At 65.0% G+C, this 26,978-nt stretch carries 28 protein-coding genes and 1 tRNA gene; 15 read left to right on the top strand and 14 right to left on the bottom strand.

What is annotated here, in order from left to right; translation table 11 throughout:
• Window positions 1–8 precede the first annotated feature (8 nt).
• From OU994_RS02975 to OU994_RS02985, 3 genes are read left to right on the top strand one after another with little or no spacing between them, the layout of a single operon-like run.
• Entirely contained in the window at window positions 9–983 is a 975-nt protein-coding gene (locus OU994_RS02975) for a type II secretion system F family protein (protein WP_281609578.1), read from the top strand.
• Window positions 980–1,924: a type II secretion system F family protein gene (locus OU994_RS02980; RefSeq protein WP_281609579.1), complete on the top strand. Its 945-nt coding sequence runs from the start codon at window positions 980–982 to the stop codon at window positions 1,922–1,924. Before OU994_RS02975 ends, OU994_RS02980 begins: the two co-directional genes overlap by 4 nt.
• 11 nt (window positions 1,925–1,935) lie before the next feature.
• Window positions 1,936–3,078, top strand: coding sequence for a LytR C-terminal domain-containing protein (locus OU994_RS02985; protein WP_281609580.1), 1,143 nt, complete (start codon window positions 1,936–1,938; stop codon window positions 3,076–3,078).
• Between the two features lie 127 nt (window positions 3,079–3,205).
• Here OU994_RS02985 and OU994_RS02990 read toward each other — a convergent pair whose 3' ends face one another.
• From OU994_RS02990 to OU994_RS03000, 3 genes are all read right to left on the bottom strand, one after another.
• On the bottom strand, window positions 3,206–3,970 hold the full coding sequence (locus tag OU994_RS02990; RefSeq protein ID WP_281609581.1) for a GIN domain-containing protein: 765 nt from the start codon (window positions 3,968–3,970) through the stop codon (window positions 3,206–3,208).
• A gap of 33 nt (window positions 3,971–4,003) precedes the next feature.
• Entirely contained in the window at window positions 4,004–4,210 is a 207-nt protein-coding gene (locus tag OU994_RS02995) for a hypothetical protein (protein WP_131148218.1), read from the bottom strand.
• Between the two features lie 280 nt (window positions 4,211–4,490).
• A complete protein-coding gene (locus OU994_RS03000) occupies window positions 4,491–5,567 on the bottom strand; it encodes a tartrate dehydrogenase (protein WP_281609582.1) in 1,077 nt (358 codons plus the stop codon).
• Window positions 5,568–5,655: 88 nt separating this feature from the next.
• On the opposite strand from OU994_RS03000, the gene OU994_RS03005 reads away from it, so the two are divergent.
• Window positions 5,656–6,552: a LysR family transcriptional regulator gene (locus OU994_RS03005; protein WP_281609583.1), complete on the top strand. Its 897-nt coding sequence runs from the start codon at window positions 5,656–5,658 to the stop codon at window positions 6,550–6,552.
• Window positions 6,553–6,617: 65 nt separating this feature from the next.
• Here the strand turns inward: OU994_RS03005 and OU994_RS03010 are convergent, their stop codons facing one another.
• The 3 genes from OU994_RS03010 to mscL all read right to left on the bottom strand — a co-directional run bounded on the left by OU994_RS03010 (window position 6,618) and on the right by mscL (window position 9,011).
• Window positions 6,618–7,316 carry a DUF2461 domain-containing protein gene (locus OU994_RS03010; RefSeq protein WP_281609584.1) on the bottom strand — a complete coding sequence of 233 codons (699 nt, stop codon included), beginning with the start codon at window positions 7,314–7,316 and terminating at the stop codon, window positions 6,618–6,620.
• 69 nt (window positions 7,317–7,385) lie between these two features.
• Window positions 7,386–8,549 (bottom strand): Do family serine endopeptidase, encoded by a 1,164-nt coding sequence (locus OU994_RS03015; RefSeq protein ID WP_281609585.1) that lies wholly within the window; start codon window positions 8,547–8,549, stop codon window positions 7,386–7,388.
• A 36-nt stretch (window positions 8,550–8,585) separates the two neighbouring features.
• Entirely contained in the window at window positions 8,586–9,011 is a 426-nt protein-coding gene (mscL, locus tag OU994_RS03020; RefSeq protein ID WP_131148213.1) for a large conductance mechanosensitive channel protein MscL, read from the bottom strand.
• A gap of 228 nt (window positions 9,012–9,239) precedes the next feature.
• Between mscL and petA the strand changes: the two genes are divergently transcribed.
• From petA to OU994_RS03065, 9 genes are all read left to right on the top strand, one after another.
• Window positions 9,240–9,848, top strand: coding sequence for a ubiquinol-cytochrome c reductase iron-sulfur subunit (petA, locus tag OU994_RS03025; protein WP_281609586.1), 609 nt, complete (start codon window positions 9,240–9,242; stop codon window positions 9,846–9,848).
• Window position 9,849: 1 nt separating this feature from the next.
• Window positions 9,850–11,262, top strand: a complete 1,413-nt coding sequence (locus tag OU994_RS03030; protein ID WP_281609587.1) for a cytochrome bc complex cytochrome b subunit — start codon at window positions 9,850–9,852, stop codon at window positions 11,260–11,262.
• Between the two features lie 27 nt (window positions 11,263–11,289).
• Window positions 11,290–12,069, top strand: coding sequence for a cytochrome c1 (locus tag OU994_RS03035; protein WP_281611568.1), 780 nt, complete (start codon window positions 11,290–11,292; stop codon window positions 12,067–12,069).
• Window positions 12,070–12,198: 129 nt separating this feature from the next.
• On the top strand, window positions 12,199–12,810 hold the full coding sequence (locus OU994_RS03040; RefSeq protein WP_090436157.1) for a glutathione S-transferase N-terminal domain-containing protein: 612 nt from the start codon (window positions 12,199–12,201) through the stop codon (window positions 12,808–12,810).
• A 106-nt stretch (window positions 12,811–12,916) separates the two neighbouring features.
• A complete protein-coding gene (locus OU994_RS03045; protein ID WP_131148210.1) occupies window positions 12,917–13,408 on the top strand; it encodes a ClpXP protease specificity-enhancing factor in 492 nt (163 codons plus the stop codon).
• Window positions 13,409–13,436: 28 nt separating this feature from the next.
• Window positions 13,437–13,512, top strand: a tRNA-Thr gene (locus tag OU994_RS03050).
• 355 nt (window positions 13,513–13,867) lie between these two features.
• Window positions 13,868–16,942, top strand: a complete 3,075-nt coding sequence (locus tag OU994_RS03055) for a ligand-binding sensor domain-containing diguanylate cyclase (protein ID WP_281609588.1) — start codon at window positions 13,868–13,870, stop codon at window positions 16,940–16,942.
• Window positions 16,943–17,087: 145 nt separating this feature from the next.
• Window positions 17,088–18,515, top strand: a complete 1,428-nt coding sequence (locus OU994_RS03060; RefSeq protein ID WP_281609589.1) for a hypothetical protein — start codon at window positions 17,088–17,090, stop codon at window positions 18,513–18,515.
• 85 nt (window positions 18,516–18,600) lie between these two features.
• The gene (locus tag OU994_RS03065) at window positions 18,601–18,930 is read left to right on the top strand and encodes a hypothetical protein (protein WP_281609590.1); all 330 of its coding nucleotides are present in this window, start codon (window positions 18,601–18,603) and stop codon (window positions 18,928–18,930) included.
• Window positions 18,931–18,957: 27 nt separating this feature from the next.
• Here OU994_RS03065 and OU994_RS03070 read toward each other — a convergent pair whose 3' ends face one another.
• The 8 genes from OU994_RS03070 to OU994_RS03105 all read right to left on the bottom strand — a co-directional run bounded on the left by OU994_RS03070 (window position 18,958) and on the right by OU994_RS03105 (window position 24,493).
• The gene (locus OU994_RS03070) at window positions 18,958–20,811 is read right to left on the bottom strand and encodes a hypothetical protein (protein ID WP_281609591.1); all 1,854 of its coding nucleotides are present in this window, start codon (window positions 20,809–20,811) and stop codon (window positions 18,958–18,960) included.
• A complete protein-coding gene (locus tag OU994_RS03075; RefSeq protein ID WP_165497801.1) occupies window positions 20,808–20,960 on the bottom strand; it encodes a hypothetical protein in 153 nt (50 codons plus the stop codon). The genes OU994_RS03070 and OU994_RS03075 overlap by 4 nt, the downstream gene beginning before the upstream one ends.
• On the bottom strand, window positions 20,957–21,205 hold the full coding sequence (locus tag OU994_RS03080) for a hypothetical protein (RefSeq protein WP_281609592.1): 249 nt from the start codon (window positions 21,203–21,205) through the stop codon (window positions 20,957–20,959). Before OU994_RS03080 ends, OU994_RS03075 begins: the two co-directional genes overlap by 4 nt.
• 246 nt (window positions 21,206–21,451) lie before the next feature.
• Window positions 21,452–22,507, bottom strand: coding sequence for an NAD(P)H-dependent glycerol-3-phosphate dehydrogenase (locus tag OU994_RS03085; RefSeq protein WP_281609593.1), 1,056 nt, complete (start codon window positions 22,505–22,507; stop codon window positions 21,452–21,454).
• 122 nt (window positions 22,508–22,629) lie between these two features.
• The gene (locus OU994_RS03090) at window positions 22,630–23,070 is read right to left on the bottom strand and encodes an SH3 domain-containing protein (protein WP_281609594.1); all 441 of its coding nucleotides are present in this window, start codon (window positions 23,068–23,070) and stop codon (window positions 22,630–22,632) included.
• 111 nt (window positions 23,071–23,181) lie between these two features.
• On the bottom strand, window positions 23,182–23,658 hold the full coding sequence (gene secB, locus OU994_RS03095) for a protein-export chaperone SecB (RefSeq protein WP_131148189.1): 477 nt from the start codon (window positions 23,656–23,658) through the stop codon (window positions 23,182–23,184).
• 156 nt (window positions 23,659–23,814) lie between these two features.
• On the bottom strand, window positions 23,815–24,075 hold the full coding sequence (gene grxC, locus OU994_RS03100; protein WP_131148188.1) for a glutaredoxin 3: 261 nt from the start codon (window positions 24,073–24,075) through the stop codon (window positions 23,815–23,817).
• Between the two features lie 16 nt (window positions 24,076–24,091).
• On the bottom strand, window positions 24,092–24,493 hold the full coding sequence (locus tag OU994_RS03105; RefSeq protein ID WP_281609595.1) for a rhodanese-like domain-containing protein: 402 nt from the start codon (window positions 24,491–24,493) through the stop codon (window positions 24,092–24,094).
• Window positions 24,494–24,596: 103 nt separating this feature from the next.
• Here OU994_RS03105 and gpmA point away from each other — a divergent pair, with 103 nt between their 5' ends.
• Together gpmA and OU994_RS03115 are read left to right on the top strand one after the other, a co-directional pair.
• The gene (gene gpmA / locus OU994_RS03110) at window positions 24,597–25,343 is read left to right on the top strand and encodes a 2,3-diphosphoglycerate-dependent phosphoglycerate mutase (RefSeq protein ID WP_131148186.1); all 747 of its coding nucleotides are present in this window, start codon (window positions 24,597–24,599) and stop codon (window positions 25,341–25,343) included.
• Window positions 25,344–25,349: 6 nt separating this feature from the next.
• Window positions 25,350–26,927 (top strand): peptidoglycan DD-metalloendopeptidase family protein, encoded by a 1,578-nt coding sequence (locus OU994_RS03115; protein WP_281609596.1) that lies wholly within the window; start codon window positions 25,350–25,352, stop codon window positions 26,925–26,927.
• The last annotated feature ends 51 nt before the right edge of the window (window positions 26,928–26,978 follow it).

Below are 26,978 nucleotides of genomic sequence, written 5' to 3' on the forward strand. Positions count from 1 at the left end.
AGCCACCGATGGACATGGTATTCACCGCGTTCGCGGTACTGGTATTTGCCGCCGTGATCTTCATGGTGGAGGGGGCATGGATGTGGTGGGGCACCAGCCATGGCCGAAGTGCGCGCCGCATCGCGCACCGGCTCGACCTGATGTCCGGCCGCGCCGAAGGCGGCGAACGGATCAGCATCCTGAAGCAGCGCCGCTATGCCGCATCGCCTGGCCTGGAACATTGGCTGCGCGGCATGCCGCAACTGGCACGATTCGACCGGCTACTGTTGCAGGCCGGCGGGCGCTGGCAAGTCGCGCAATTTCTCGGCTGGTCGTGCGCCTTGCCGTGTGGTGCGCTGCTGGTGCTGGCCTTACTGAAGCCGCCGCTGCTGCCGGCGTGCGCGCTGATGGCCAGCGCCATTGGCGGGCCGTACTGGGTATTGCTGCGGGCCCGCGGCAAGCGCCTGAGGAAAATCGAGGGACAACTGCCGGAGGCCGCCGACTTCCTGGCGCGCGCGCTGCGTGCCGGCCACTCCTTCGCCAACGTGCTGAAAATGGTGGGCGACGAGATTCCCGAGCCGATCGGTGCCGAATTCAAGGCCGCCTATGAAGAGATCAACTATGGCGCACCGATGAACGAGGCGCTGCATGGCCTCGCCGAGCGGATCCCGCTGACCGACCTGCGCTACTTCGTGCTGGCCGTGCTGATCCAGCGCGAGTCGGGCGGCAACCTGGCCGAGCTGCTGAACAATATCAGCAGGCTGGTGCGGGCACGGCTGAAGCTGCAGGGCCAGGTGCGCGTCCTGTCGGCCGAAGGGCGCATGTCGGCCTGGGTCCTGGGCTTGCTGCCGCTTGTCATGCTGGTCCTGATGAGCGTGGTCAACTACAAATACATCAGCCTGCTGTGGACCGATCCGCTCGGTGTGAAGATGCTGTGGTCCGCCGGCGGCGCGATGGCCATCGGCGCCTTCTGGATGCGTAACGTCGTGAGGATTCGCGTATGAACGGGAACCAATTGTTATTCCTGGTGATCGTCTTCATCGCCGCGGCCGGGGTGGTGCTGGCCGGGATCGCGATCTTCTCGCCGATCCCGTTGCGCGAGCGCTTGCGTGAGTTCCGCGGCGCGGCGGAGGAGGAGCCGGTCAAGCGCGGCGAAGGCGAATGGGTGGAACGCGTGGCGCGGGTTGCCAAGCCGCTGACGAAACTGTCGCTGCCCGAGGAGGGCTGGGAACGTTCGCCGCTGCGCACGAAATTCATCAACGCGGGCTGGCGCAGTGCGTCGGCGCCCACGCTGTACTTCGCCGCGAAGACCCTGCTGTCGCTCGGCGCGCCGGCCCTGCTGGCGCTGCTGGTGGTCGGCAGCATGTCGGGCGCGCGCAACGGCTTCATGCTGTTGCTGTTTTCCAGCGCGGCACTGGGCTACTACTTGCCGAACATCCTGTTGTCCCGCACCGCCGAGCGGCGCCAGCGCGAGATCTTCGAGAACATCCCCGATGCCCTCGACCTGATGACCGTGTGCGTCGAAGCAGGGCTGTCGATGGAACGGGCGCTGACGAAGGTAGCGGCCGAGATCGACATCAAGAGCACCGTGCTGGCGCAGGAGTTCCAGCTCGTGCTGATGGAAATGCGCGCCGGCTTTTCCAAGGAGAAGGCGTTGCGCAACTTCGCGCTGCGCAGCGGCGTGGACGATGTCGACACCCTGGTGGCGATGCTGATCCAGGCCGAACGGTTCGGTACCAGCATGGGCGACTCGTTGCGGATCCATTCGGACAACCTGCGGCTCAAGCGCACGCTGCTGGCGGAAGAAGCCGCTGCCAAGATCGGCTTGAAGCTGCTGTTCCCGCTGATCTTCTGCATGTTCCCGTCACTGATACTGGTGCTGATGGGGCCGGCAGTGATCCGCCTGGTGACCGTGGTATTTCCGGCGATGTCCGGCCAGAATTGAATGGAGGCGATATGAATGGCACCAAGGTAAATACCAGGCTACTGTCTCAAATCCCGCGCGCCGGCCGGATGGCGGCTGCCGCCTGCGCCGGGGCGCTGCTGCTGGCCTGCGGCCAGCGGCAGATCATCCCGGAACCGACGCGGCACGCCGTGCCGGTACCGGCCGTGGGGGCGGATGGATACTACGCGATCGGCCGTGCCGAGCATGCCGCGCGCCGCTTCGACGCCGCGCAGCGTGCGTGGGACGCGGCATTGCGGCTCGATCCGCGCCATGCCGATACCCGCAATGGCCTGGCCGTGCTGCTGGCCGAGCGCGGCAACCTCGGCGCGGCGATTGCGCTGTGGCGCACGCTGGTCGAGGAAGCCACGGCCCTGCCGCCGGCCGGGCAGGCTTTCCTGCTCGGGAACCTGGGCTATGCGCTGCACCTGCGCGGTAACCATGGCGAGGCGGTAACGCTGCTGAAGAAAGCCTGCCTGCTGGACCCTTACCACCCGCGTGCATGGGAGCACCTGGCCAGCGTGCTCGAGGCGCTGGGGCAGCAGGACCGCGCGCTGCAGATGCGGAAACAGGCGCGCACGCTGCGCTTGCATGATATCCGCTACGACTACGAACTGACCGGTGCGCGCCCGCCCCAGGCGGCGGCGCCCGCGGCACCGGTACCGGACCCGTGGCCGGAAAGTTTCGCCCGCACGGAACTGCGCCAGGCCGGCGCCGTGATCGAAGTGCACCAGGTGGCGGCCGCGACGCAGCCGGCGCCACCGCGCCTCGCGAAAGGCAAGCGCGAGGATGACCTCGGCGGCCACGGCGACCACGCAGGTGTCCGGCTTGAAATCAGCAACGGCAATGGCGCGCGCGGCATGGCGGCCGCCTGGAAGCACCGGCTGGCGGGGCCGGAGTGGCAATCGGTACGGCTGACGAACGAGAAGCCCTACGCGGTGGTCTCGACGCGCATCGAGTACCGTGGCGATTCCGGGACTGGCGTGGCGGCGCGTGCGCTGGCTCATCGTCTCGGCCTGCCTGCGCCGCGCGAACTGGCGCACCGCGGCGTCGCCGCCGGCGGAGCCGACGTGCGCATCGTGCTGGGATGGGATCAGCGTGGCGTGTCCGTGGCCGCAGGAAGGGGCACCGCACAGGGCGCCCTGCAGGCACCCTGATGCGAAACCGGTAGGGTCGTCGCGCTGGCGGCCCGGTTACCGGCTCAGGGCGAGCTCAGTGCCAGCTCAGGGCCAGCTCAGTGCCCGCTTGGTGATCCTGGTGCCAATCGCGGTGCCAATGCCGGACTCAGTTCCAGTTCACATGGCCCAGGCCACTTGCGCTGGCGTTGCGGGTCGCGGGCCGGCCATACACGGTGGCCGAACCCAGGCCGGTCAGGCGCAGGCTGGCGGAAGTCCTGGCAAAGACCGTCGCGCCACCCAGGCCCGTCATGTCGACGTCGACGCTGTCCGTTTTCAAGCCTTGCGCATCGAGGTTGCCGACGCCGCCGAGGCGCGCATGCAGCTTGCGGCTTTCGCCGCTGACCACCATCTGGCCGGCGCCGCGCAGGTTCAGCGCCACGCTTTCCGCCAGCCCCGTATTGACGGTCATGCTCCCGGCCCCGTTCAGGTTGGCGTCCAGGTTGCGGTAGTGCGCCTGCATGCGCACGGCGCCCGCGCCATCGAGCGCCACGCGCAGCCGCTCGCCGGAGAAACCATGCACGTCGGCGGAACCGACACCGGCCGATACCAGCTCGGAAAGGTTGGGCAGCGTCAGTTCGGCGCGCAGCTCCGGACGGCCGAAATGCATGCCTTTCAGGTCCGTGCCGATGCGCAGCGTGTCGCCGCGCTGCGTGACCATCACCTTCGGCAGGTAGCGGCGCTCACCCGAAATCACCAGCGCCGCTTGCGGGCCCTGCTTGAGCTTCAGGTCGATCACGCCATCGAGTACCACCTTCACGGTGCGCGCGTCGACGGCGCGGGACTCGCTGATGATGTCGGCCGCCTGGGCGATGCCGCCCGCATTGGCGTACAGGGCCACGGCCATCATCGTTGCGTTGATAAACTTGTTCATCAGGGTCTCCGTTCGCTCGGCTGGGAAAGGCGCTTACAGGGCGGCTTTTTCCGCGGCGCTCAGGCGTTTCGCGCTGACCTTCACGACCGCCATCGGCGCGCCTTCGACCGCCACGGCATACACTTTCGGCTCGGGTGCGGCGTGGCCGATGCGGGCGGCGGCGGCGCTTGCAATGCCGGTCGCGCCGACGATGACGACGGTGGCGAGGAAGATGGTTTCCATGTGTTTGGCGATGTTCATGATGCGCTCCTTTGAGGTGTTCAGTCAGTGCTGCGTTGGTATTGTGTGCTGCGGTGATTGAACTATAGGGAGCCCGCGGTTCGTCCACCACGCGGATGCGACGAACGGCGCTTTTCGCGCGATGAACTGCATGGGTGGCGGGGCGTGCGCGCGCCGGAGGAAGTGTGCCGATGAGCCGGCCAGGCGGCCGGCCATGGTGGATCAGGTGCGCATGTGGATCAGGTGCGCACGTGGATCAGGTGCGCACGTGGATCAGGCGTGGATCGGATGCGGGCGCGGATCAGATCAGCGCAGCGATGGCTTCCCCCACCTGCGTGGTGGAAGCCTGGCCGCGCATGTCCGGCGTATGCGGCCCGTCGCGCAGCACCTGTTCGATGGCGGCCATGATGGCGTCGTGCGCCGCCTGGTACGGCGCGGCGCCGTTGCCGAGGAAGTCCAGCATCATCGCGCCGCTCCAGATCATCGCCACCGGGTTGGCGATGTTCCTGCCGTAGATATCCGGTGCCGAGCCATGCACCGGTTCGAACAGCGATGGCAGCGTGCGCTCGGGGTTCAGGTTGGCCGATGGCGCGATGCCGATCGTGCCGGTGCAGGCGGGCCCCAGGTCGGACAGGATGTCGCCGAACAGGTTGGAGGCCACCACCACATCGAAGCGCTCCGGGCTCAGCACGAAGCGGGCGCACAGGATGTCGATGTGGTACTGGTCCCATGTCACATCGGCATACGAGGGTGCCATGGCTTTCACGCGCTCGTCCCAGTACGGCATGCTGATCGAGATGCCGTTCGACTTGGTGGCCGAAGTCAGGTGCTTCTTCGGGCGCGACTGCGCCAGTTCGAATGCGTACTTCAGTATCCGGTCCACGCCTTTGCGGGTGAACACGGCTTCCTGCAGCACGGTCTCGCGTTCGGTGCCCTCGAACAGGCGCCCGCCGACGGCCGAGTATTCGCCTTCGGTATTTTCGCGCACCACATAGAAATCGATGTCCCCCGGCTGCTTGTTGGCCAGCGGGCATGGAACACCCGGCATCAGCCGCACCGGGCGCAGGTTCACGTACTGGTCGAACTGCCGGCGGAACTGGATCAGCGAGCCCCACAGCGAAACGTGGTCCGGCACCGTGTCCGGCCAGCCGACCGCGCCGAAATAAATGGCGTCGAAATCCTTCAGCCGGGCGAACCAGTCGTCCGGCATCATCTTGCCGTGCTGCCGGTAATAGTCGCAGTTGGCCCACTCGAACGTGGTGAATTCCAGCGGCAGGTTGAAGCGCCGCGCCGCTGCCTGCAGCGTGCGCAAGCCCTCCGGCATGACTTCCTTGCCGATCCCGTCGCCGGCAATGACGGCGATGCGTTGAGTTTTCATGTAATCCCCCTGGTTGAATATCTCCCAGCATAGAGTATGTACGGATTGGATATAATCGGCATTTTCGTTACTCCACTGTTCACGAATCGTGAAGAATCTTCCGGCGCTGGATGACTTGCACCTGTTCTGCACCGTGGTCCGGCTGAAGAGTTTCGCCGCCACGGCCCGCGTGCTGGGCGTTTCCAATGCCCTGGTCAGCAAGCGAATCGGCGTGCTGGAGGCGTCGCTCGGGGTGCGCCTGCTGCATCGCACCACCCGTACCGTGGCGCTGACCGAGCAGGGGCAGGTGGTCCACGGCTGGGCGCTGCGCATCCTGGACGATGTGGAACAGATGGGCGATGCGGTCGCCACGGAGCAGGCCGCGCCTGCCGGCCTGCTGCGTATCTGCACCAGCTCGGGCTTCGGGCGCAATCGCGTGTCGCCAGCCCTGTCCGCACTGGCGAAACGCTACCCGGCACTGGAAATCCAGCTGGAGCTGCTGGACCGCCCGGTCGACCTGATCGGCGAAGATTTTCACCTCGACATCCGCGTCGGCCAGGCCCACGAACCGCACCTGATCTCGCGCCGCATCGCCCACAATGCCCGGGTCCTGTGCGCCGCGCCCGCCTACCTGGCCGGGTACGGTACGCCGGCCGCATTGGCCGGCCTGGCATCGCACCGCTGCATCGTGATCCGCGAGCGCAACGAGGAGTTCGGGCGCTGGACCCTGCAGGGGCCGCGCGGGACGGAAACGGTGAAGGTGAGAGGGCCGCTCTCGGCCAGCAACGGCGAAGTGGTGCATGGCTGGGCGCTGGATGGCCACGGCATCATCCTGCGCTCGCTGTGGGACGTGGGTCCGTCGCTGGCGCGGGGCGAACTGGTGCGCGTGCTGCCGGACTACCAGCAGCCCGCGGATGTGTGGGCGATCTATCCGTCGCGCCTGTCGACGTCGGCGCGGCTGCGGGTATGCGTCGAGTTCCTGGAAGAATGGCTGCGCAGCCAGTAGCGACGTTCACGGGCTCCAGTTTCCGGCAACATTGACCGAAAAAACGTCGTCCGCCGCCAGGGCTGTCAGGCGGCCGCACCGTCCTCTTCATCCACCCTGGCGGCCCGCATCCACTGCACCAGCGGCAGGGCATCCCTGAAACCGCCGGCGATCATCGGCACCAGCGCATCCGGATCGTTCAGGTCCAGGTCCACGTCGGTCCACACGAAAAAGCTTTTCAGCTTGATGAACTCGATGTGCTCATGCGCGGGGTCGAAGCCTTTCGGCGGGCGCTGCAGCTTGCCTTCGTTCTGGATCGTGCCGTAGGTGGCCTTCAGGCCACGGCTGGCGAGCGCCTTGCGAAAGCCCGCCGCGTCTTCCACCATATGCCGGCGCAGCGCGCGCAGCCGGTGCGGCGGCGGCATGTATTCGCCGGCACCGAACTGCAACTGGCCGAGGCCGTTCAGCTGGAAATAATAGGTGGGCCCGCCGGACTGGCTCGGGCGGCGCAAGTCGCTGGGGGCCAGCGCGGCCGAGAAGTTGGTCTTGTACGGGCTCTTGTCGTGGGCGAAACGCACGTCGCGGTTGATGCGGAAGATCGCCTTCTTCGGATTGCAGAACTTGACCTCGCGGTCGAATTTGCCCGTTTCGGCGATCACCTGCGTCACGAGTTCGAGGAACTCTTCGCGGAGGATGTCGTAGCGCGGCTTGTTCATCACGAACCACGGGCGGTTGTTGTTCTCGGCCAGCTCTTGCAGGTAGCCGTTCAGGTCACGCAAATGCATCGGGTTCTCTTTATCTTTCGCGGGTGTCTTGGCTTGTTTCTCGGCTTGTTTCTCGGCTTATTTCTCGGCTTATTGCTTGGGGACGGGGCGCTTGCCCACGGTAATGGCAAGGTCCGACTCGCGATTCTTGCGCAACACGCGCATGGTGGCCTTGCCGCCCGGCTGCAGCTGGGCAATCAGGTTCAGCATCTCGTTGGTGTCGCGCACCGGCTTGCCGTCGACGGAGAGCAGGATGTCGCCCGGTTTCATGCCGGCCTTGTCGGCCGGGCCATTGCGCACCACGCCGGCGATGATCGCCCCGCTTTCGCGCTGCAAACCAAAGCTTTCCGCCAGCTCCGGCGTGATCTCCTGCGATTCGACGCCGATCCAGCCGCGCACCACGTGGCCGCTCTTGATGATCGATTCCATCACCGTTTTGGCCGTGCTGACGGGGATCGCGAAGCCGATGCCCACCGAGCCGCCCGTTTGCGAATAGATCGCCGAATTGATGCCGAGCAGGTTGCCGTTGGTGTCGATCAGCGCGCCCCCCGAGTTGCCGAAATTGATCGCCGCATCGGTCTGGATGAAGTTCTCGAAATGGTTGATGTGCAGGTTGTTGCGGCCGAGCGCCGAGATGATCCCCATCGTCACGGTCTGGCCCACGCCGAACGGATTGCCGATCGCCAGCACCACGTCGCCCACCTTGGCGCCATCCACGTTGCCGAGGATGATCGCCGGCAGCTGCTTCAGCTCGATCTTGATGACGGCCAGGTCGGTTTCGGGATCCGTGCCCACCAGCTTCGCGGACGACTTGCGGCCATCCGCCAGCACCACTTCGATCTCGTCCGCCGCTTCCACCACGTGGTAATTGGTCAGGATGTAGCCGTCCGGGCTGACGATCACGCCGGAGCCCAGGCTGTTCGGATCATCCTCTTCTTCCTCGTTGTCGTTGCCGCGGTCGCCGAAGAAGCGCTTGAAGTACGGGTCGCGCAGCAGCGGGTGCTTGTCCGGCATCGCCTTCGAGGTGAGGATGTTGACGACGGCCGGCATGGCGCGGCCGGCGGCGGTGCGGAAGGAGTTCGGCGTGGGGGCCGGCGCGGCGATGGTGGCCGAAGCCGGCTGGGCCGCTGTGCCCAGCTGTTGCACCGTGCCCGAACGCGCGATGGGCCAGTCCGGCCGCATCGCGGAATAAACGAAATACAGTGCCAGCACGATGGTCACCGCTTGCGCAAACAATAACCACAGTCGTTGCATGGCGTTCCTACAGGATGGCGGCTCGCAGCCGCTCGGTTATTTTTTCAGGGCGTCGCGGATTTCCCGCAGCAGCAGCACATCTTCCGCCGGTGGTGCCGGCTCGGACGGCTTGCTGGGTTCCTCCAGCCGCTGGCGGGCCTTATGCACCAGCCGCACCATCTGGAAGATCACGAACGCCAGGATGAGGAAGTTTAACAGGATGGTGAGGAAATTCCCGTAGGCGAGGACCGCGCCCAGCTTCTTGGCCTCGGCCAGCGGCAGGCTCGGGTCCTGGTTGTTCAGCGCGACATAGTAATTGGCGAAATCCAGCCCGCCGATCAGCTTGCCGATGGGCGGCATGATGATGTCCTGCACGAGGGAATCGACGATCTTGCTGAACGCGGCGCCGATGATCACGCCCACCGCCAGGTCGATCACGTTACCCCGCATCGCAAACTGTTTGAATTCCTGCATCATGCCCATGGCGATCCTCCTCTGGTGGTAGTCGTTTATCCCTGGATCATACTGTCTTTTCAATACCCTGCCCAAGCATACTGGAGCGGCGTTTACGGTGCGCCGCAACATGGGCACCATTTTTACTATTGCAACCTTTTCGCTTTGATGAGTGTTTATGTTCACTTATAATTTTGTGTTGCTATAGGTCTGTTGTCGCTTTACAAATATTCGAATTTTCATAAGATTGGGGTTTGTATGAGCATTGAGAAGCAGGTCGATCCCAGCCGGCGAGGTCTGTTAGTGGCCACCTGTGCTGCGGGTGGCGTAATCGGCGTCGGCACCGCGGGCGCCTTGGTCAGCACGTTTCAACCTTCCGAGCGAGCCAAGGCCGCGGGCGCGCCGGTCGAAGTCGATATCTCTTCCCTGGCCCCCGGTGAAATGGTCACCGTCGAATGGCGCGGCAAGCCGGTATGGATCCTGCGGCGCACCCCTGAAATGCTCGCTTCGCTGAAGAAGACCGATGGCCAGGTCGCCGACCCCGGCTCGGAGCGCAATCCCGACGAATTCACTCCTTCCTATTGCATCAACGAGGCGCGCGCGCGCAAGGCCGAATACCTCGTTGCCATCGGCATCTGCACCCACCTGGGCTGCTCGCCGTCCACCAAGTTCACCCCTGGCCCGCAACCCTCGCTGCCCGACGACTGGGCGGGCGGCTTCATCTGCCCCTGCCACGGCTCCACCTTCGACCTGGCCGGCCGCGTGTTCAAGAACAAGCCGGCGCCGGACAACCTGGTGGTGCCGCGCCACATGTACCTGAGCGATACCCGCATCCTGATCGGCAAAGACGAGAAAGGCGAGGCATAACATGGGCGCGTTCAAGGAAACCAAGCTGCCGGCCGATGCGCCGGCGGCACAGAAGGCGCTGGGCTGGATCGACGACCGCTTCCCCCTGACCAAGCTGTGGAACGACCAGTGGGGCCGCTACTACGCGCCGAAGAGTTTCAACTACTGGTACATCTTCGGTTCCCTGGCGATGTTCGTGCTGGTACTGCAGATCGTGACGGGCATCTTCCTGACGATGCACTACAAGCCCGATGCGAACCTGGCATTCAACTCGGTCGAATACATCATGCGCGAGGTACCGTGGGGCTGGCTGGTGCGCTACATGCACTCCACCGGCGCCTCGGCATTCTTCATCGTCGTGTACCTGCACATGACGCGCGCCCTGCTGTACGGTTCGTACCGCAAGCCGCGCGAGCTGATCTGGCTGTTCGGCTTTGCGATCTTCCTGTGCCTGATGGCCGAGGCCTTCTTCGGCTACCTGCTGCCGTGGGGCCAGATGTCGTACTGGGGCGCGCAGGTGATCGTCAACCTGTTCGGCGCGATTCCGCTGATCGGCCCGGACCTGTCGCTGTGGATCCGCGGCGACTACGTGGTGTCCGACGCCACGCTGAACCGCTTCTTCGCCTTCCACGTGATCGCCATTCCGCTGGTGCTGCTGGGCCTGGTGGCGGCGCACCTGATCGCACTCCACGAAGTCGGCTCGTCGAACCCGGACGGCATCGAAGTGAAGGAAAACCTGGGGCCGGACGGCCACCCGGTCGATTCGATCCCTTCGCACCCGTACTACACCGTGCATGACCTGTTCGGCGTGTCGGTGTTCCTGCTGATCTTCTCGGCCGTGGTGTTCTTCGCGCCGGAAATGGGCGGCTACTTCCTCGAGTACAACAACTTCCTGCCGGGCGACCCGCTGAAGACGCCGCTGCACATCGCGCCGACCTGGTACTTCACGCCGTTCTATTCGGTGCTGCGTGCCACCACCGCCGACTTCATGTGGGTACTGATGGCAGCGGTGGCGGCCTATGTGTGCTTCCTGTGGCTCAAGTCGCGCCTGGCGTTCCGCACCAAGGTGGTCATCGCCGTGATCGCCATCGTGGCGATCATCGGCATGCTGCCGCAAGTGCTGGACGCGAAATTCTGGGGTGTCGTGTTCTTCGGCGGCTCCGTCATGATCCTGGCGTTCCTGCCGTGGCTGGACCACTCGCCGGTGAAGTCGATGCGCTACCGCCCGACCTGGCATAAATACCTGTTTGCGCTGCTGGCCGTCGCCTTCGTGGCGCTGGGTTACCTGGGCACGCAGGCACCGTCGGTCATCGGCACGATCGTGTCGCAGGTCGCCACGCTGTATTACTTCGCGTTCTTCCTGCTGATGCCATGGTGGAGCACGATGGGCACCTTCAAGAAGGTCCCCGATCGCGTCGTCTTCCATGCACATTGAACCGGCCATTGGCAAAGGACACGAATGATGAATTTCACCAAGAAGTTTCTCGCCTCGTCGTTATTCTCGCTGGCGACGCTGCTGCCGGCCCTGGCCATCGGGGCCGAGGGTGGCCATCCGCTGGACCGGGCGCCGGACCGATCGACGAACATGGCGGCACTGCAGAACGGCGCCAAGCTGTTCGTCAATTACTGCCTGAACTGCCACAACGCGTCGTCGATGCGGTACAACCGGCTGCGCGATATCGGCCTGTCGGAAGACCAGATCCGCAACAACCTGCTGTTTACCGGCGAAAAAGTGGGCGAATTGATGACCACCGCCATGCCTGCGAAGGATGCCAAGGCGTGGTTCGGCGTGGTGCCGCCCGATCTTTCCGTGATTTCGCGGGCGAAATCCGGCCCGGCAGGGTCCGGCGGCGACTACCTGTACACCTACCTGCGCACCTTCTACAAGGACGATACCCGGCCGACCGGTTTCAATAACCTGGTGATCCCGAACGTGGCGATGCCGCACGTGCTGTGGCAACTGCAGGGAGTCCAGGTCGCGAAATGGGTGGATGAAAAGGATCCGCACGATCCCGCCAAGACCATCCACAAGTTCGCCGGCTTCCAGCAACTCACGCCCGGCACCATGAGCCAGCTCGAGTTCGACACCGCCGTGGCCGACCTGGTCGGTTACATGGAATGGATGGCGGAACCGGCCGCGCAAACGCGCAAGCGGCTGGGCGTGGCCGTGCTGCTGTTCCTGTCGGTCTTTGCCTTCCTGGCCTGGCGGTTAAATGCCGCGTATTGGAAAGAAGTCAAATAAAAATTTGATTTCTGCTTGCCGATTTTGGTAAGGTCTCGTTTTTGCTCCGCGCGCCCACCATGCCGCGCGGCCAACTGGGGTGAACCGTTCGCGGTCTCGCCCCCTTTGTTTTCTTAAGGAACTACCAACATGATGGTTCTCTACTCGGGCACCACCTGCCCATTTTCCCAGCGCTGCCGCCTGGTCCTGTTTGAAAAAGGCATGGATTTCGAAGTGCGCGACGTCGACCTGTTCAACAAGCCGGAAGACATCTCGACGATGAACCCCTATGGCCAGGTACCGATCCTCGTCGAACGTGAGTTGATCCTGTATGAATCGAACATCATCAACGAGTATATCGACGAGCGCTTCCCGCACCCGCAGCTGATGCCGGCCGACCCGCTGATGCGCGCGCGTGCCCGCCTGATGCTGTTCAACTTCGAGAAGGAACTGTTCGTCCACGTGCACACGCTGGAAAGCGAGCGCAACAAGACGAACGACAAGAGCCACGACAAGGCCCGCGCTGAAATTCGCGACCGCCTGACCACGCTGGCACCGCTGTTCCTGAAGAACAAGTACATGCTGGGCGACGAGTTCTCGATGCTCGACGTGGCCGTGGCCCCGCTGCTGTGGCGCCTGGATCACTACGGCATCGAACTGTCGAAGACGGCCGCGCCGCTGATGAAGTATGCCGAACGCATCTTCTCGCGCCCGGCCTATATCGAAGCGCTGACGCCGTCCGAGAAAGTGATGCGCCGGTAACAGGCGGATTCGCGGCATCGTCGCGGCCAGGCCGCTGTCGGTCCCGCAAGCTCATGCAATACCGGTGCCGGCCAGTCGGCGCGGCACCGGCTTTCCAAGAATAGTCATGGCAGAAATCTCAACCAAGCCCTACATGCTGCGCGCCATCTATGAATGGTGCACGGACAGCGGCTACACGCCTTACCTGGCGGTGAAGGTCGATTCCGCGACCACGGTGCCGATGGAGTACGTGAAGAAGGGTGAAATCGTGCTGAACATCAGCTACGGCGCCACGTCGGGCCTGAAGATGGACAACGACAGCATCCGCTTCCACGCCCGCTTCGGCGGCGTGTCGCGCGAGATCTTCATCCCCGTAAATAATGTGATGGCGATCTACGCCAACGAGAACGGCCAGGGCATGGCGTTCGAGCCCGTGCTCGGCCAGTCCGCCACGGCGCCCGCACCCGCGGCCGAGCCGCCCGCACCGGCGCTGTCGTCGGTACCGTCGCCGTCTTCCGCGCCCACGCCGGTGCCGGCGAAGCCCGACGACAATGGCCCGGATGACGGTGGCGACGGACCCAAGAAGGGCGGCCGCCCCACCCTGACGCGTATCAAATAGCGTATAATTTCGCTGTTGTTCAGATCACGCCGGCTTAGCTCATTTGGTAGAGCAGTTGATTTGTAATCATCAGGTGGCCAGTTCGAAACCGGCAGCCGGCACCAGGCATCAGGCTTGACATCGAGGGGCACATGCAAACTTGCATGTGCCCCTTTTTGTTTTCACGGCCTCCCGGACAGGTTGCTGGAAGCATCCGAGTCTGGCCGCGGCGGCATACCTTGAAGCCCGACAGGAGATCGACAAGAACCTTTGCCTCCGGTGATGCCGGTTCGCCCCGCCTGCCATGCCGCAGCCTCGCACCGAACTGCGCTATGCTCAGGTTTCATGTCGGAACCGGCAACACTTTGCGAAGTGGCAGACCAGCATTGCCGCCACAGACTGTGGCATTCGCACCCTCGGCACGCGCGATCGGCACGAATACGGTATATGATGATTCCAAGTGGAAACAAAAATGTTCAAATGCCCTATCTGAGCCGAATTTTCAGCTGCCTGACCCTGCTTGCCCTGCTGGCACTGCCCTGGCTTCCACGGACCGTTCACGCGGCCGCGCCCGCGCCGTGGTCCACGCTGGCCCATACGTCGTTTCTCCACCACAAGGCCCCATCGCTGGGCGTGGGCACCTCCCTGGCCCAGGATCGGCAGGGGTTCATCTGGCTCGGTACGCAGACCGGCCTGATGCGCTGGGACGGTTTCCAGTTCCGCCGCTATCAGGCGGCCCCCGGGAAATCCGGCTCGCTGCCGGACAGCTATATTCTCAACCTCCGCATCGACAGCACCGGCCGCCTGTGGATCGGCACCAATAGCGGCGGTATTGCACGGTACGACGCCGCGCAGGACAACTTCGTCACCGTAGGGGTGGGGAAGGGCGGCCTGAGCCATGTGCAGGTGACCTCGATGGCCGAGGATGGCAAAGGTGGCATGTGGGTTGGCACCGGCGCCGGGCTGGAACGCATCGATGCCGCGGGTGTGGTGCACGGTGCGCAAAGCGGTGCTCCCCAGGTCGACAGCATGGCGTTGGTCAAGAGTGGCATCGAATCGCTGCTGCGCGATCGCAGTGGGACGCTGTGGATCGGTACGAAGAAAGGTTTGTGGCGGCGTAACGCGGATAACCAGCCGCTCGTGCAGGTGCGCCTGCCGGTCGAAGGTGCCGGCCAGCCAACCATCAGCACGCTTTACCAGGATAGCGCCGGCAGGATCTGGATCGGCACGCGTGCCAATGGCGCTTTCATGCAAGGTGATCCCCGCCAGGGCCCGGTCGCAGTGGGCGAGTCGCCGGGCCCGTCGACCCTGCAGAACGAGCGGATTTATTCCATCGTGGAGAAGACGGCCAGCGTGATATGGCTGGGAACGGAGGGCGGTGGAATCGTCGAGGTCGACGTCGAGCACGGCCGCACGCGCCGTATCCGGCACCATGCGGAAATCGCGGACAGCCTGATCGAAGATGATGTCAGTGCAATGTTGCGCGACCACAGCGGGCAGGTATTCGTCGCCACGATGGATGGCCTCAGCCAGCACGACCCCCGTACCAACGGCATCATTACCATCCGCTCGCTGGGCAGCCCGGGGAAGCTCGACGTACCGAGCCTGCTGGCACGGCCGGATGGCAGCGTATGGTTCGGCGTCATGGCGGGAAGGATCGAGATCGTCGACCCGACCCGGGGCGCAATGGGGGAATTCGCGCCGGCAACCGGCACGCGAACCAGGGGACTGCCGAAGAGCCGTGTCCTGGCGATGGCCAATGGACCCGGGGACACCGTATTCATCGCTACCCAGCACGGTGTGTTTCGCAGTACCGCGGATGGCCGCGACATCCGGCGCATCGATATAGCCGGGCGGCCCGGCGCAAGTCCGGCCTGGAGCCTGGCCTGGCACGACGGCGTGCTGTGGTTGGGCGGGCTGGACGGTATCTGGGGCCTGAAGATGGCGCCGGACGGATCGGTGCAAGTCATCCGTCATGAAGACCGTGCGCTGGGCGATTCCCGTGTCACGGCAATCCGGGCACTGGACGATGGCAGTGTCTGGGTCGGTACCATGGCGGGCCTGGCCCGGCTCGATACCAGGACCAACGTGGTGGAGCGGGTGTCGCTCGATCCCGCCGCCCAGCCGAACACGCCGGGGCACTATGTGTCGTCGATCATCCAGGATGCCAGGGGGCGCGTGTGGATTTCCACTTTCTCGGCCGGCATCGCCGTGCTGGAACGCACCGATGCCCAGGGACGGCACAGGTTCCGCCGCTTCGGCACCGCTGAAGGTCTTCCCGACAACGGCGTGAATGCCCTGGTGGAGGACACCGCCGGCCGGATCTGGATCAGTACCGACAATGGCGTGGCGGGAATCGATGCCGATACGTTCGTCATACGAAGACTCGGCATTGCCGACGGCCTGCAGATTTCGGCCTACTGGACCGGTGCAGGCGTGCGGACACCAGCCGGGGATATCGTGTTCGGCGGCGTTTCCGGCGTGACCGTCCTTCGGCCGGCACACCTGAAGCGGCCCGGCTACCGCCCTTCCATGGCCATCACGCAGGTATCGCTGGGGGGCAGGAGCATGACATCGGTGCCGTCGAACGGGGGCACCGGCATGCCGCTGCGGATCGCGCCCGAAGAACGGGAGCGCGGCATCGCTCTGGAATTCTCCGCGCTCGATTTTGCGCCGCCCGGCTACCGCCAGTATGCCTACAGGCTCGATGGCTTCGACCGGGACTGGATCGAAACCAGCGCCGTACCACCCCGGGCGGGCTACACCAACCTGCCGCCGGGGAAATACACGCTCGAACTGCGTGGCACGGCAAGCGACGGAGCGGACGCCATCCTGCGCGTGCCAGTCGTCGCGCTGCCCGCCTGGCACCAGAAAGACTGGGTGCGCGCCCTGGGTGGCCTGTGCGTGCTGCTCCTGCTCGTGCTGCTGATGCAGGCGCGTACCTCGCTGCTGCGCCGGAAAAAGCGCGAGCTGGAAGCGATCATCGCCGGCCGCACAGCCGAGTTGCGGGCCACCCAGGCGCGGCTCGAGGAGCTGGCCTATGGCGATACGCTGACGGGCCTGCCGAACCGGCGCCTGTTCAACGATACGCTGCGCCGGATGACCGCGCAGGCGGCGCGTGGCGGCCAGCCGTTCGCCCTGCTGCTGGTCGACCTCGACCATTTCAAGTCGGTCAACGACACGCTGGGGCACGATGCCGGCGATGCGCTGCTCGTCACTGCCGCGGAGCGCCTCCGGTCGGTCGTGCGGGAAGGCGACCTCGTCGCGCGCCTGGGCGGCGACGAGTTCGCGATCCTGCTGGCGCCGGGCTACGAACCCGCGGTCGTGCAGGATATCTGCGAGCGGATCGTGGCCGCCATCGCCACGCCGGTCATCCATGGCGAGCACACGATGCGCATCAGCGCAAGCGTCGGCGTGGCAGGCTATGCCAAAGAGCAGGACAGCGCCGAGCGGCTCTACAAGTGCGCCGATATCGCGCTCTACAAATCCAAGGAAGCCGGGCGCAATACCTGGACTGCCTACGACGCCAGCAGTTCGCCGCTGACCACTGGCTGATCCCGGCCGCAGGCGCGCAGTCCCGCCATCGCGGGCTCGTGCAGCGATCGCTGGACAGCCACGCCTGCTAATATCCGTGCTTTTCAAGGCCTGGAAAAGTCATCGTGGAAGTCGACAGCACGGGCCGAACGTTCCGGAGCACTACATGACCTCTTCCGCCGCAAACGATTTTGCCCGTCCCTCGAACTGGCAGGATTTCGAGCGTTTGTCCATCGCCCTGTTATCCGAGATCTACGCGACCCGCCTGCGCCGCTGGGGCAGCGCGGGCCAGCGCAAGAATGGCGTGGATGCGTGGGCGAAGCTGGCCGATGGCCGGGTGGTGGCATTGCGGATCGAGGGGCGCACCGAGCGTTATGGCCAGCCGCTGACCCCGGCCGATGTCGACATGGCGCTGGCGGAGGCGGCGGACTTCCCCCATCCGGCCGATGAGTTCATCCTGTTGTCGGCAGGGCCCGGCGATGCTGGATTGCAGGCGCATGCGGCCGGGTTGACCGCCAGCCGTCAGGCCGCCGGCCAGTCCTCGGTGGCGGTCTGGGGCTGGCCAACGATTGCTGCCCACATCGGCCAGCAGCCGAAAGTGCGCGGCGTGTTCTATGGCCATGAAGCCAGGGCTTCCGGCAAATTCAAGCTGGTCCTGCTTGCCGCCGCCGTCCTGGTCGTGGCCGGCGGTGCCGGCTCGCTCTTCCTCGGCAAGAACGCCATCGACGCGTCGCAGGCCAGGCCGCCGAATGCGGCGGCGAATGTCGGCAACATCGCCGCCAACCTCGAAGAGCTGACCGCCACTTACCAGCAATGCCAGGAGCTGTTGGGCAGGAATGCGTTCACCTTTACCGGCGAGCTGATAGAAACCTGCCGGGATCCCGCGGCAAGCCAGCTTGCCGCGCTGTCGAAGAAGGTCGACAGGCAGCGTTCCGGCTTCGACGCGCAAGTGCAGGCCGAACTGGCGCGGCTGCTGGTGATCTTCCACGAAGATGTGCGCGAAGCCGTTGCGGTCACATCGGTGGCCCATGCGTTCGACAACGAAGTGGTGCAATCGATGAAGGATGGCTGTGCGGCGGGGCAGGCGAACGATCGCAATGCGCAGGCCGTGAAACAAGCCGCCATCGCGCAGGCCGGCCCAAAGCAGGCAACAGTGAGGCAGGCAGCAGTGAAACAGGCCGGCATGGCGGCAGTGGCGGCCCAGGTGAGGTACTACTACCTGCTCAAGGATTTCATCGTTCCGGAGATGGCGGTGGCCAGGGAAATCCTCCAGCTGCATGCCAGCGGCGCGCCCGCGGCGGAGCCGATGAAGGCGGCCGCCGGGCGCATGGAGCAATTGCTGACGGCGCGGATGGCGTATGCGCCGAAGGAAACCCGCTGGCCCCTCACGCTGTCGTCGCTCAAGCACACGGCCGCGCGAGACGCCGTTCCCGGCGCGGGGCAGGCCAGCGGCGCGGCGGAAGAAGCGCGCTGGCGCGACGTGCTGGCGCAGTCGGCCACCCGGTCGCTGCGCGGCCGGGCCAAGGATATCGACGCGCTGATCGCGTGCGGCGTCCTCAAGGAAGATGCCCGGGCGCTGGCACCGGCGAACTGACCCAACTGACCGGCCAGTTCAATGCAGCGCGGCATCCCCTGCCGGTTTGATAAGATGAGCACAACGTTCAATCACGGGAGTGCTCATGGCTCTGCAACACGCTTCTTCCGGCCAGGTCATCGCATTGCAGCGCAGCGGTGAAGACGGCTCGCAGTTTTCTTCGATCGCACTGGCCAAGACCGACGATATCGAACTGATCCGCCTGGTGCTGCCCACCGGGAAAACCATGCCCGAACACTGGGTCAAGGGAGAAATCACGCTGCAATGCCTGTCCGGCGAAGTCGCCGTGGAGGCGCATGGCCGCACGGCGACGCTGCATGGCGGCGAAATGCTGTTTCTCGCCGGGGCAACGCCGCATGCGCTGAAGGCGGTCGCCGATTCGGTGGCCTTGCTGACGATCGTGCTGAAGAGCTGACCCGCCCGTTTCCCGGTCCGTGCCGCGTCACGGGCACAGGTAGCGCACCGCATACAGCGTGCGCGGGCTGCCGAGCGGCATGCCGTTGACGGGATTGCGGTCCAGCTGCGCGACGTTGTCCAGCTGCAGGCAAGCGCCGGCTGTCACGCTGGTTCCCGTCACGAACACATGTGTCACGCCGGCTGCGCGCAATGGCGCGGCCGCCAGCGTAAGCCCGCGGGGCGCGCTCAGGCTCGGTGGCAATCCCATCATGCGCCGTGCTTCCGGCATGCTGACGACACGGTTCGACAGCGCCGCGCCGAACAGCGGATAGTGCCAGCTGCGGTCGGCGGTATTCAGGATCGTCGACCCGGCCGGCAACGCATCGAGCAGCGGCGGGTATTCGTAGAACGCCGGCCGCGCCGTCTGCCGCGACAGCACGATACGGTCGCCGAACTGCAGCGCCTGGCGCGACAGGAACACGCCCAGCATCGCCACGATGCACACGGCAAGGGTGATATCGAACACCCGGCGCCACTGCCCGGTGGCTTGCGTGACGACCCATGCCAGCAGTGGCAGTGCCAGCGGCAATGCCCCCAGCACATAGCGCGGCTGCCGGTCGCCCAGCAGGAACCATGCGGCCACGATGAACAGGACCGCGAACAGCAGCGACAGGCGCACCCGATGCAGGCGCGGGCCATCGCGCACCGTCGCGGCGGCCAGCGCTACCGCCGTGCCGGGAATCGCCGTGGCGAGGAAGGCCCCCAAGCCCGAGCTGTGCTTGAAGTTCTGGCCGTAGTGCTGCGTTTCCATCCATGGATAGACCAGCCACTGCCAGGTATTGCTGACCCATTCGAGTTGCGTCACCTGGCGCAGCGACAGGTCGAAATCCGGCGCCGGCAGCCAGCCCATCCATTTACCGATCAGCGGTACGCCGACCGGATGCAGCGGATTGCCGAGCACGATCGCGTTGCGCAGCAACCAGAAGCCGCCCGCCAGCGCTGCCACCGTGCCGAACACGGCCGCGTTGCGCAGTGCGCCGGCCAGGGTGCGGCCGCGTGCGCAGGCCACCAGCCCGACGGCCATGGCGCTCAGCAGGTGCAGGCTCTTGAAGCCGATCGCCAGTCCCATGCACAGGCCGGCCAGGGCCATGGCCAGCGGCGGGCGCAGCGATGACAGCACAAAACACATCGCCAGCGCCGCGAAGGCCATGCCGCCGATATCGGCGCCCAGCTCGACCGATGAAAACGCGACCATCGGCACGCCGAGCAGGCCGCAGCAGGCATACAGCGACGCCTTGCGATCGGCGTCGGCCTGCCGGCACAGCGTGTACGTGGCCATCACCAGTGGCACCAGCAGCAACAGGTCGGCGCTTGACACGAGCCGTTCGGGCAGCCAGTCGAGCAAGACCGCCCACAGCACGCTGGCATTGGCAGGGAAGGTATGGGGAAAGTTGCGGTCCCATCCCATCAGCGAGCGGGTTTGCAGCAAGTCGACGGACAGGGGCAGGTGATAGGCCATCACCTCGTAGCCCTGGGGCCGCCCGAAGGCCAGCATCACACCGGCCAGCAGGAAAACAGCCAGGGTCAAAGCAGGCAGGGTCAAAGCAGCCAGGGTCAGCCATGGCAGGAATTCGCGCTGCCCGCGTGGCCAGGAGAAACCGGCCGGCATGGCAGGGACGAGGCGCAGCGCCAGCACTGCCAGCAGCAGCAGCAGTGCCGCGTGGCCGACGGAAGCGCCGGGCCAGCCGGTCATCAACTCCAGCAACCCCAGGGCATGGAAGGGCAGCAGCAAGGCAGCGAAGAACACGGTGACCGCCACCAGGCCCCGTTCGGCGGCAAAGCGGCGTGCAACGGCAGCCGCGGTCCAGGCACACAGCAGCAGGTAAAGAAACGCGCTCACCGCAGGTGCTCCGCGACAGTGCGCACCGCCTGCCACAGCGTCGCCAGGTAATTGTGGAAGCCTTCGCTGAACGCGAAGTAAACGATGGCGGAGCATGCCGATGCCGCAGCGGGCACTTTCGACACCAGCGCAGCGGGAAGCCGGCTCATGGCTTGTCCTTTCTGAAGCTGTTGCCGCACACGACCTCGACGTGGAAACGGGGCCGTTTCTCCGTCGATTCACAGACCTTGGCCAGGTATTCGCCGATGATGCCCAGGCTGAGCAGCTGCACGCCGCCCAGCTCCAGCTCGTGGAAGCACGGCAGCACGAGGCTGACGACTGACGCCGACCGCAATTCCAGTGCCGGTTCCGGTGGCGTCGAGAAGTCCAGGTGCCATGGACGCAGGGTTTCCATACGATTTCTCCAGTCGTGGTCAGCAGTTGGGCAGGAAAAGCCGGCCGTTGGCAGGCGTACCGGTGCAAGGCGTTCGCGGCGCCTGGACGCCCGTAAAAGCAATGCCGGCGCACCGCGAGACAAGCACGCTGTGCGCCGGCAGATTGGCACGGAAAGTGGGGAATCGCGCAGGCATGATGACAAACGTGCAAGCTAATTCGTCAAGTCTATCATGCCTTTTGGTAAGTTAATTGGACTGAATCAGAGTTACTTTGAAGCGGGCGCAAGTGTCTCATCGCGGGGATCGCGGGCCAGCATCCGGGCCACCAGTGCTTCCGGCTTGACGCCATCGAACAGCATCGATGCCACGCCATTGGTGAGCGGCATGTCGACGCCCAGCCGGGCGGCCAGTTCGCGCACGGCCTTGGCGCATGGCACGCCTTCGGCCACGTGCCCCAGCTCGGCCACGATGGTATCGAGCGCCTTGCCTTGCGCCAGGCCCAGGCCCACGCGCCGGTTGCGCGACAGGTCGCCCGTGCACGTGAGGATCAGGTCGCCCATGCCTGTCAGGCCCATGAACGTTTCGATATTGCCGCCCAGCGTGGTACCCAGCCGGGTCACTTCGGCCAGGCCGCGGGTGATCAGCGCGGCGCGGGCATTCAGGCCCAGGCCCATGCCGTCCGCGCAGCCGGTGGCGATGGCCATCACGTTCTTCACGGCACCGCCGACTTCCACGCCGATCAGGTCGTCGCTTGAATAGACGCGCATCGTACCGCCGTGCACCACGGCCACCACGCAGTCGCGCAATGCCGCCGAGGTCGAAGCGATGGTCAGCGCGCAGGGCAGGCCGCGCGCGACCTCCTGCGCGAAGGATGGACCCGACAGCGCGCCGCCGGCGATCTCGTCGCCCAGCACGTCCCGGAAGATCTGGTGCGGCAGCAAGCCTGTTACGTACTCGAACCCCTTGCACAGCCAGACCAGGTTCGGGATCGGCCGCCCCTTCAGGCTGTGCAGCAAGGGCCGCAGGCCGGCGACGGGCGTGGCCGCGATCAGCAGGCCCTCCTCGCCATCGGCAGCGCCGTCGCGCTGCACGTGGGCAACGGCCTCGTCGAAATCGGCTGTCACGCGCAATGCCGGCGGAAAGGGAAAACCGGGCAGGTAATGGGTGTTGTCGCGTGCGGCGGCCATGTCGGCCATCGCATCGGCGTTGCGGCCCCACAGGAGCACGTCATGGCGCGCGGCCACGGCGATGGCGACGGCCGTGCCCCAGGCACCGGCGCCCAGTACGGTAATACGGCGCCGGTTCGCTTGATTCTCTTGCATGTCGAATACCCCGGATACCGCAGCGGCGGTACCAAAAAACCTCGATACCGCCGTTGCGGTATCCAAAAACGTCCTATATCGCCGTCTCGGTATCCAATATGCGCGATACCGTCACGGCGGTATCAAAGACCCCAGACGTCGCTGCTGCGCACGAAGCCGTTCGAGCCATCGCGATGCCGCACCTTGACCCAGCCGTTCGCGCCGGGCTCGCCCAGCTCCAGCAGAACCCCCTTGTCGGCCGTAAATACGACGGCGGACGTGTCATCCTCGGCCGCGCGCACCTTCACGTTCGGTACGCGCACGATGACGTTGCGGCGGGAGGAGAGGCCGCGCGCGGGTGTCCAGGCCAGGTCGCCGGACATGTCGCGCACCTTGACCCAGTCGCCATAGGTCAGCACGACTTCCAGCGGCGCGCCGCGCGGCACGATGAACAGCTTGACGCCCTTGGTGGACGGGGCGTCGTACAGCACGGCGGGCGCCGCGCCAACCGTCTTGTAATCGGCAGCCCAGCTGGTGGTGCTCAGCAGCAGAGCGGCTCCTATTATCAAGCGGGTAATACTCATTGCTAAAAACTTTCGTCCAAAATGATCAAAGGCCACAATGGGCCTTTGAATGGGAGAAGCGGCTGCGGGAATTCAATCCGGGGATGCCCCCGGCCGCTCCCGGTTCAGCGATTACTGAACGGTGTTGGTGCCTTCGGCGGTCTTGGCTTGCTGTTCGGCGATAGCCTGCAGGCGCTGCTGGTAGAACACTTCGAAGTTGATCTCGGCCAGGTGGACTGGCGGGAAACCGGCACGGGTGATCAGGTCGGCGATGTTGGCGCGCAGGTACGGGTACACGATGTTCGGGCAACCGATACCCAGCAGCGGATCCAGCTGTTCGGCCGGGATGTTGCGTGCTTCGAAGATGCCTGCCTGCTTGCCTTCCACCAGGAACGCCACCTTGTCGGCTACCTTGGCGGTCACGGTGATCGTCACGGTGGATTCGAAGATGCCTTCCTGCAGGGGCACGGCGCCCACGTCCAGGGCTACTTCGATCGACGGAGCTTGCTGTTCCAGGAAGATTGCCGGGGAATTCGGCTGTTCCAGCGACATGTCTTTCAGGTAGACGCGTTGGATTTGGAATACGGGTTGCAGGTTTTCGTCAGACATGGAACGCTTTCAATGAATTGGACAGATGATTATCGTCGTCCGCCCCGAGCCGGTTGTGCTGGCCTGGATCAAACGCGTGGGCAATTGTAGCAAAACAAATATGCGGAACAGCCTTTTTTTGCCCCGCGTTGCATTTTTATTAATCGACGTAAATCGTCAGCCATTCAGCAGCGGATCGAGGCGGCCGGCCTGGTCCAGCGCATACAGGTCGTCGAAGCCGCCGACGTGGGTTTCGCCCACGTAAATCTGCGGCACCGTGCGGCGCCCCGTCTTCTGCATCATCACCTGGCGCTGCGCCGGATCGAGATCGACGCGGATCTTGTCGATATTCTTGATGCCCTTGCTTTCCAGCAGCCGCTCGGCGCGGATGCAGTACGGGCAGATGGCGGTGGTGTACATGGTTACTTGAGCGGTCATGGCGGTAATCCTTTCTTTACTTGGTGATCGGCAACCCTTGGGTTTTCCACGCTTCGATGCCGCCGTCGAGAACGACCACATCGGCGAATCCCGCCTTTTCCAGAATCTTTGCGGCGCCAAAGGCGCGCGTCCCTTTTTGGCAGACGACCACGGCCGTCCTGTTCTTGAATTTGTCCAGCTCGCCGCTGCGCTTGGCCAGTTCCCCCAGCGGGATATTGCGTGCATCGGGCAGGTGGCCTTCACCGAAGGCGGCGGCGTCGCGTACGTCCACAATGGTGGCTTTGGCGCGGTTTATCAACAGTGTAACCTGCTGCGGCGTCGCCCTTTTGCCCCGTTGCGTGAGCGCTGGCCACAGCAGCGCGCCGCCCGACAACACGGCAATGCCAACGAGAAAGATATGGTCGAGGATGAATTTCACTTAGCTTCCATTGGTTGAAGTCAATCCGCGCATTATAAAATAGAAGACGAACAACGGCCCCGGCCGACGATTTCCTATCCTACCCTCCTGAGAAGATTGCTCTATGTACAAAATTGTTTTCATGCGTCATGGCGAGTCCACGTGGAATCTCGAGAACCGTTTCACCGGCTGGACCGACGTGGACTTGACCGAGAAAGGCGTGAAGGAAGCGAAATCCGCCGGGGAAGTGCTCAAGCGCGAAGGCTACACGTTCGACCTGTGCTACACCTCGGTGCTCAAGCGCGCCATCCGCACCCTGTGGCTGACGCTCGATGAAATGGACCTGATGTACCTGCCGGTGAAGAACGACTGGCGCCTGAACGAGCGCCACTATGGCGCCCTGCAGGGCCTGGACAAGGGCGAGACCGCCGCCAAGTTCGGCGACAAGCAGGTGCTGGTCTGGCGCCGCAGCTACGATATTCCGCCGCCATCGCTGGAAGAGGGCGACGACCGCGCCTCGTTCAACGACCCGCGCTATGCCGGCCTGCCGAAAGAGCAGATCCCGCTGACCGAATGCCTGAAGGATACGGTGGCCCGCGTGCTGCCGGCGTGGAACGAGGAAATCGCCCCGCAGATCAAGGCCGGCAAGAAGATCCTGATCTCGGCCCACGGCAATAGCCTGCGCGCCCTGATCAAGATGCTGGACAATATCAGCGACGAGGAAATCGTTGGCCTGAACATTCCGAACGGCCAGCCGCTGGTGTACGAACTGGACGCCGACCTGAAGCCCATCCGCCATTACTACCTGGGCGATGCGGATGCGATCGCCGCCGCGCAAGCCGCGGTGGCCAACCAGGGCAAGGCCAAGTAACGCTCGATGCCAGTTCACCGTTCGCGGCGCGCCAGCGCCTGGTTTGCCGCGCTCGGCGTGGCTGCGGCCGTGGCCATCGCTCCACTTGCGCCGGGATTCGGCGGGGGCGAGGCCCTCGCCGCCGCGCCATCCAAGCAGCCAGCCAAGCAGCCAACCAAGCAGCCGACCAACCGCAGCAAGCAGAAAGCCGCCGCCGAGGCGGAGCGCGCCGCGCTGCAGCAAAAACTCAATGCCCTGAAGCGCGACATCGGCCAGACCGAAAGCGCGCGCGAGGACGCGGCCGACACGCTGGCCGAGTCCGAGCAGGCGATCTCGAACGCCAATCGCCAGTTGCGCGAACTGGCCGACGAAACGGCCGCCACGACGGCGAAGATCACCGAACTGTCGACCGAACGCGAGCGGCTGGCCGGCACAATCGCCAGCCAGAAAGGGCAACTGGCCCGGCTGCTGCGCGAGCAGTATGTGGCCGGCAACGAAGACCGGATCAAGCTGCTGCTGTCCGGCGACAACCCGAACCGCATCAACCGCGACCTGCAACTGATGTCCTACGTGTCGCAGGCGCAGGCGCAGCTGATCGAATCGCTGCGCACCAACCTGGCGGCCGTGGAAACCAACCAGGCCGAGGCGCAGAACGCGCGCGACGAGCTGGTAGAAATCGCCGAGGAAGAAAGCCAGCAGAAAACGCTGCTGGAACAACAGAAGGCCCGGCACGCCGCACTGGTGGCGAGCCTGTCGCAAAAGCTCGACACGCAGCGCAAGGAGGTCGGGCGCATCGAGCGCGACGAACAGCGCATGGGCGCGCTGGTCAACCGCCTCAACAAATTAATCGAAGAACAGGCCCGCGCCGCCGCGGCGGAAAAGGCCCGCCAGGAACGGCTCGCTGCGCAACGCGCGGCCAGGGCGAAAGCCGAAGCGGAAGCGCGGGCCCTGGCGGCGGCCAAGGCCAGGGCCGAACGCGAGCGGCTGGCGCGCGAACGCAGGGAACAGAAATCGGCGCAGAAGCCGGAGCCGAGGATCGCCCAGAAGCCCGAGTCCAGGCCCGATATCAAGCCGGACTCCAGGCCGGACACCGCGCCCGAGCCGAAACCGGAACCGAAGATCGCCCAGCGCGAACCGGTGAAACCGGAGCCGCGCGACGAGGGCGCGGCCCGCCCGGCGGACGTAGCGCTGGCGCCCGCCGCGCCGGCCGGCGCGTTCGCCAGCCTGAAGGGGCAGATGCGCGCGCCCGTGTCCGGCCGCGTGGCTGCCCGCTTCGGCAGCAAGCGCGGCGACGGCCCGAGCTGGAAGGGCGTCTTCATCCTCGCCGGCGAGGGCACCGAGATCCGCAGCGTGGCCCAGGGCCGTGTCGTGTTCGCCGACTGGCTGCGCGGCTTCGGCAACCTGATCATCGTCGACCATGGCGGCCAGTACATGAGCATCTATGGCAACAACCAGTCGCTGCTCAAGCGGGCCGGCGACGTGGTCAAGGGCGGCGACGTCATCGCCGCGGCCGGCAACAGCGGTGGCAACGAGGAATCGGGTTTATACTTCGAGCTGCGCCACCAGGGCCGGGCGTTCGATCCCGCCGGGTGGGTGAAGTTCTGACAAGCGTTGATTGCAGGCGTGCCGTATGCGCAGCTCGACCCCAGTGCTTGC

Origin of the sequence: Pseudoduganella sp. SL102, from assembly GCF_027856995.1 — a bacterium.
GTDB lineage: Bacteria > Pseudomonadota > Gammaproteobacteria > Burkholderiales > Burkholderiaceae_D > Rugamonas > Rugamonas albidiflava.

Bases quoted from the DNA above. Each gene is read 5' to 3' on its own strand.
- OU994_RS03115 (WP_281609596.1), top strand. From the start codon at position 25,350: ATGCCAGTTCACCGTTCGCGGCGCGCCAGCGCCTGGTTTGCCGCGCTC.
- OU994_RS02985 (WP_281609580.1), top strand. From the start codon at position 1,936: ATGAATGGCACCAAGGTAAATACCAGGCTACTGTCTCAAATCCCGCGC.
- OU994_RS02980 (WP_281609579.1), top strand. From the start codon at position 980: ATGAACGGGAACCAATTGTTATTCCTGGTGATCGTCTTCATCGCCGCG.
- OU994_RS03065 (WP_281609590.1), top strand. From the start codon at position 18,601: ATGGCTCTGCAACACGCTTCTTCCGGCCAGGTCATCGCATTGCAGCGC.
- OU994_RS03010 (WP_281609584.1), bottom strand. From the start codon at position 7,316: ATGCATTTGCGTGACCTGAACGGCTACCTGCAAGAGCTGGCCGAGAAC.
- secB (WP_131148189.1), bottom strand. From the start codon at position 23,658: ATGTCTGACGAAAACCTGCAACCCGTATTCCAAATCCAACGCGTCTAC.
- OU994_RS03035 (WP_281611568.1), top strand. From the start codon at position 11,290: ATGAATTTCACCAAGAAGTTTCTCGCCTCGTCGTTATTCTCGCTGGCG.
- gpmA (WP_131148186.1), top strand. From the start codon at position 24,597: ATGTACAAAATTGTTTTCATGCGTCATGGCGAGTCCACGTGGAATCTC.
- OU994_RS03075 (WP_165497801.1), bottom strand. From the start codon at position 20,960: ATGAGCCGGCTTCCCGCTGCGCTGGTGTCGAAAGTGCCCGCTGCGGCA.
- OU994_RS03055 (WP_281609588.1), top strand. From the start codon at position 13,868: ATGCCCTATCTGAGCCGAATTTTCAGCTGCCTGACCCTGCTTGCCCTG.
- OU994_RS03045 (WP_131148210.1), top strand. From the start codon at position 12,917: ATGGCAGAAATCTCAACCAAGCCCTACATGCTGCGCGCCATCTATGAA.
- OU994_RS03085 (WP_281609593.1), bottom strand. From the start codon at position 22,507: ATGCAAGAGAATCAAGCGAACCGGCGCCGTATTACCGTACTGGGCGCC.
- OU994_RS02975 (WP_281609578.1), top strand. From the start codon at position 9: ATGGACATGGTATTCACCGCGTTCGCGGTACTGGTATTTGCCGCCGTG.
- OU994_RS03080 (WP_281609592.1), bottom strand. From the start codon at position 21,205: ATGGAAACCCTGCGTCCATGGCACCTGGACTTCTCGACGCCACCGGAA.
- OU994_RS02995 (WP_131148218.1), bottom strand. From the start codon at position 4,210: ATGAACATCGCCAAACACATGGAAACCATCTTCCTCGCCACCGTCGTC.
- petA (WP_281609586.1), top strand. From the start codon at position 9,240: ATGAGCATTGAGAAGCAGGTCGATCCCAGCCGGCGAGGTCTGTTAGTG.
- OU994_RS03015 (WP_281609585.1), bottom strand. From the start codon at position 8,549: ATGCAACGACTGTGGTTATTGTTTGCGCAAGCGGTGACCATCGTGCTG.
- OU994_RS03060 (WP_281609589.1), top strand. From the start codon at position 17,088: ATGACCTCTTCCGCCGCAAACGATTTTGCCCGTCCCTCGAACTGGCAG.
- OU994_RS03090 (WP_281609594.1), bottom strand. From the start codon at position 23,070: ATGAGTATTACCCGCTTGATAATAGGAGCCGCTCTGCTGCTGAGCACC.
- OU994_RS02990 (WP_281609581.1), bottom strand. From the start codon at position 3,970: ATGAACAAGTTTATCAACGCAACGATGATGGCCGTGGCCCTGTACGCC.
- grxC (WP_131148188.1), bottom strand. From the start codon at position 24,075: ATGACCGCTCAAGTAACCATGTACACCACCGCCATCTGCCCGTACTGC.
- OU994_RS03000 (WP_281609582.1), bottom strand. From the start codon at position 5,567: ATGAAAACTCAACGCATCGCCGTCATTGCCGGCGACGGGATCGGCAAG.
- OU994_RS03030 (WP_281609587.1), top strand. From the start codon at position 9,850: ATGGGCGCGTTCAAGGAAACCAAGCTGCCGGCCGATGCGCCGGCGGCA.
- OU994_RS03040 (WP_090436157.1), top strand. From the start codon at position 12,199: ATGATGGTTCTCTACTCGGGCACCACCTGCCCATTTTCCCAGCGCTGC.
- mscL (WP_131148213.1), bottom strand. From the start codon at position 9,011: ATGGGCATGATGCAGGAATTCAAACAGTTTGCGATGCGGGGTAACGTG.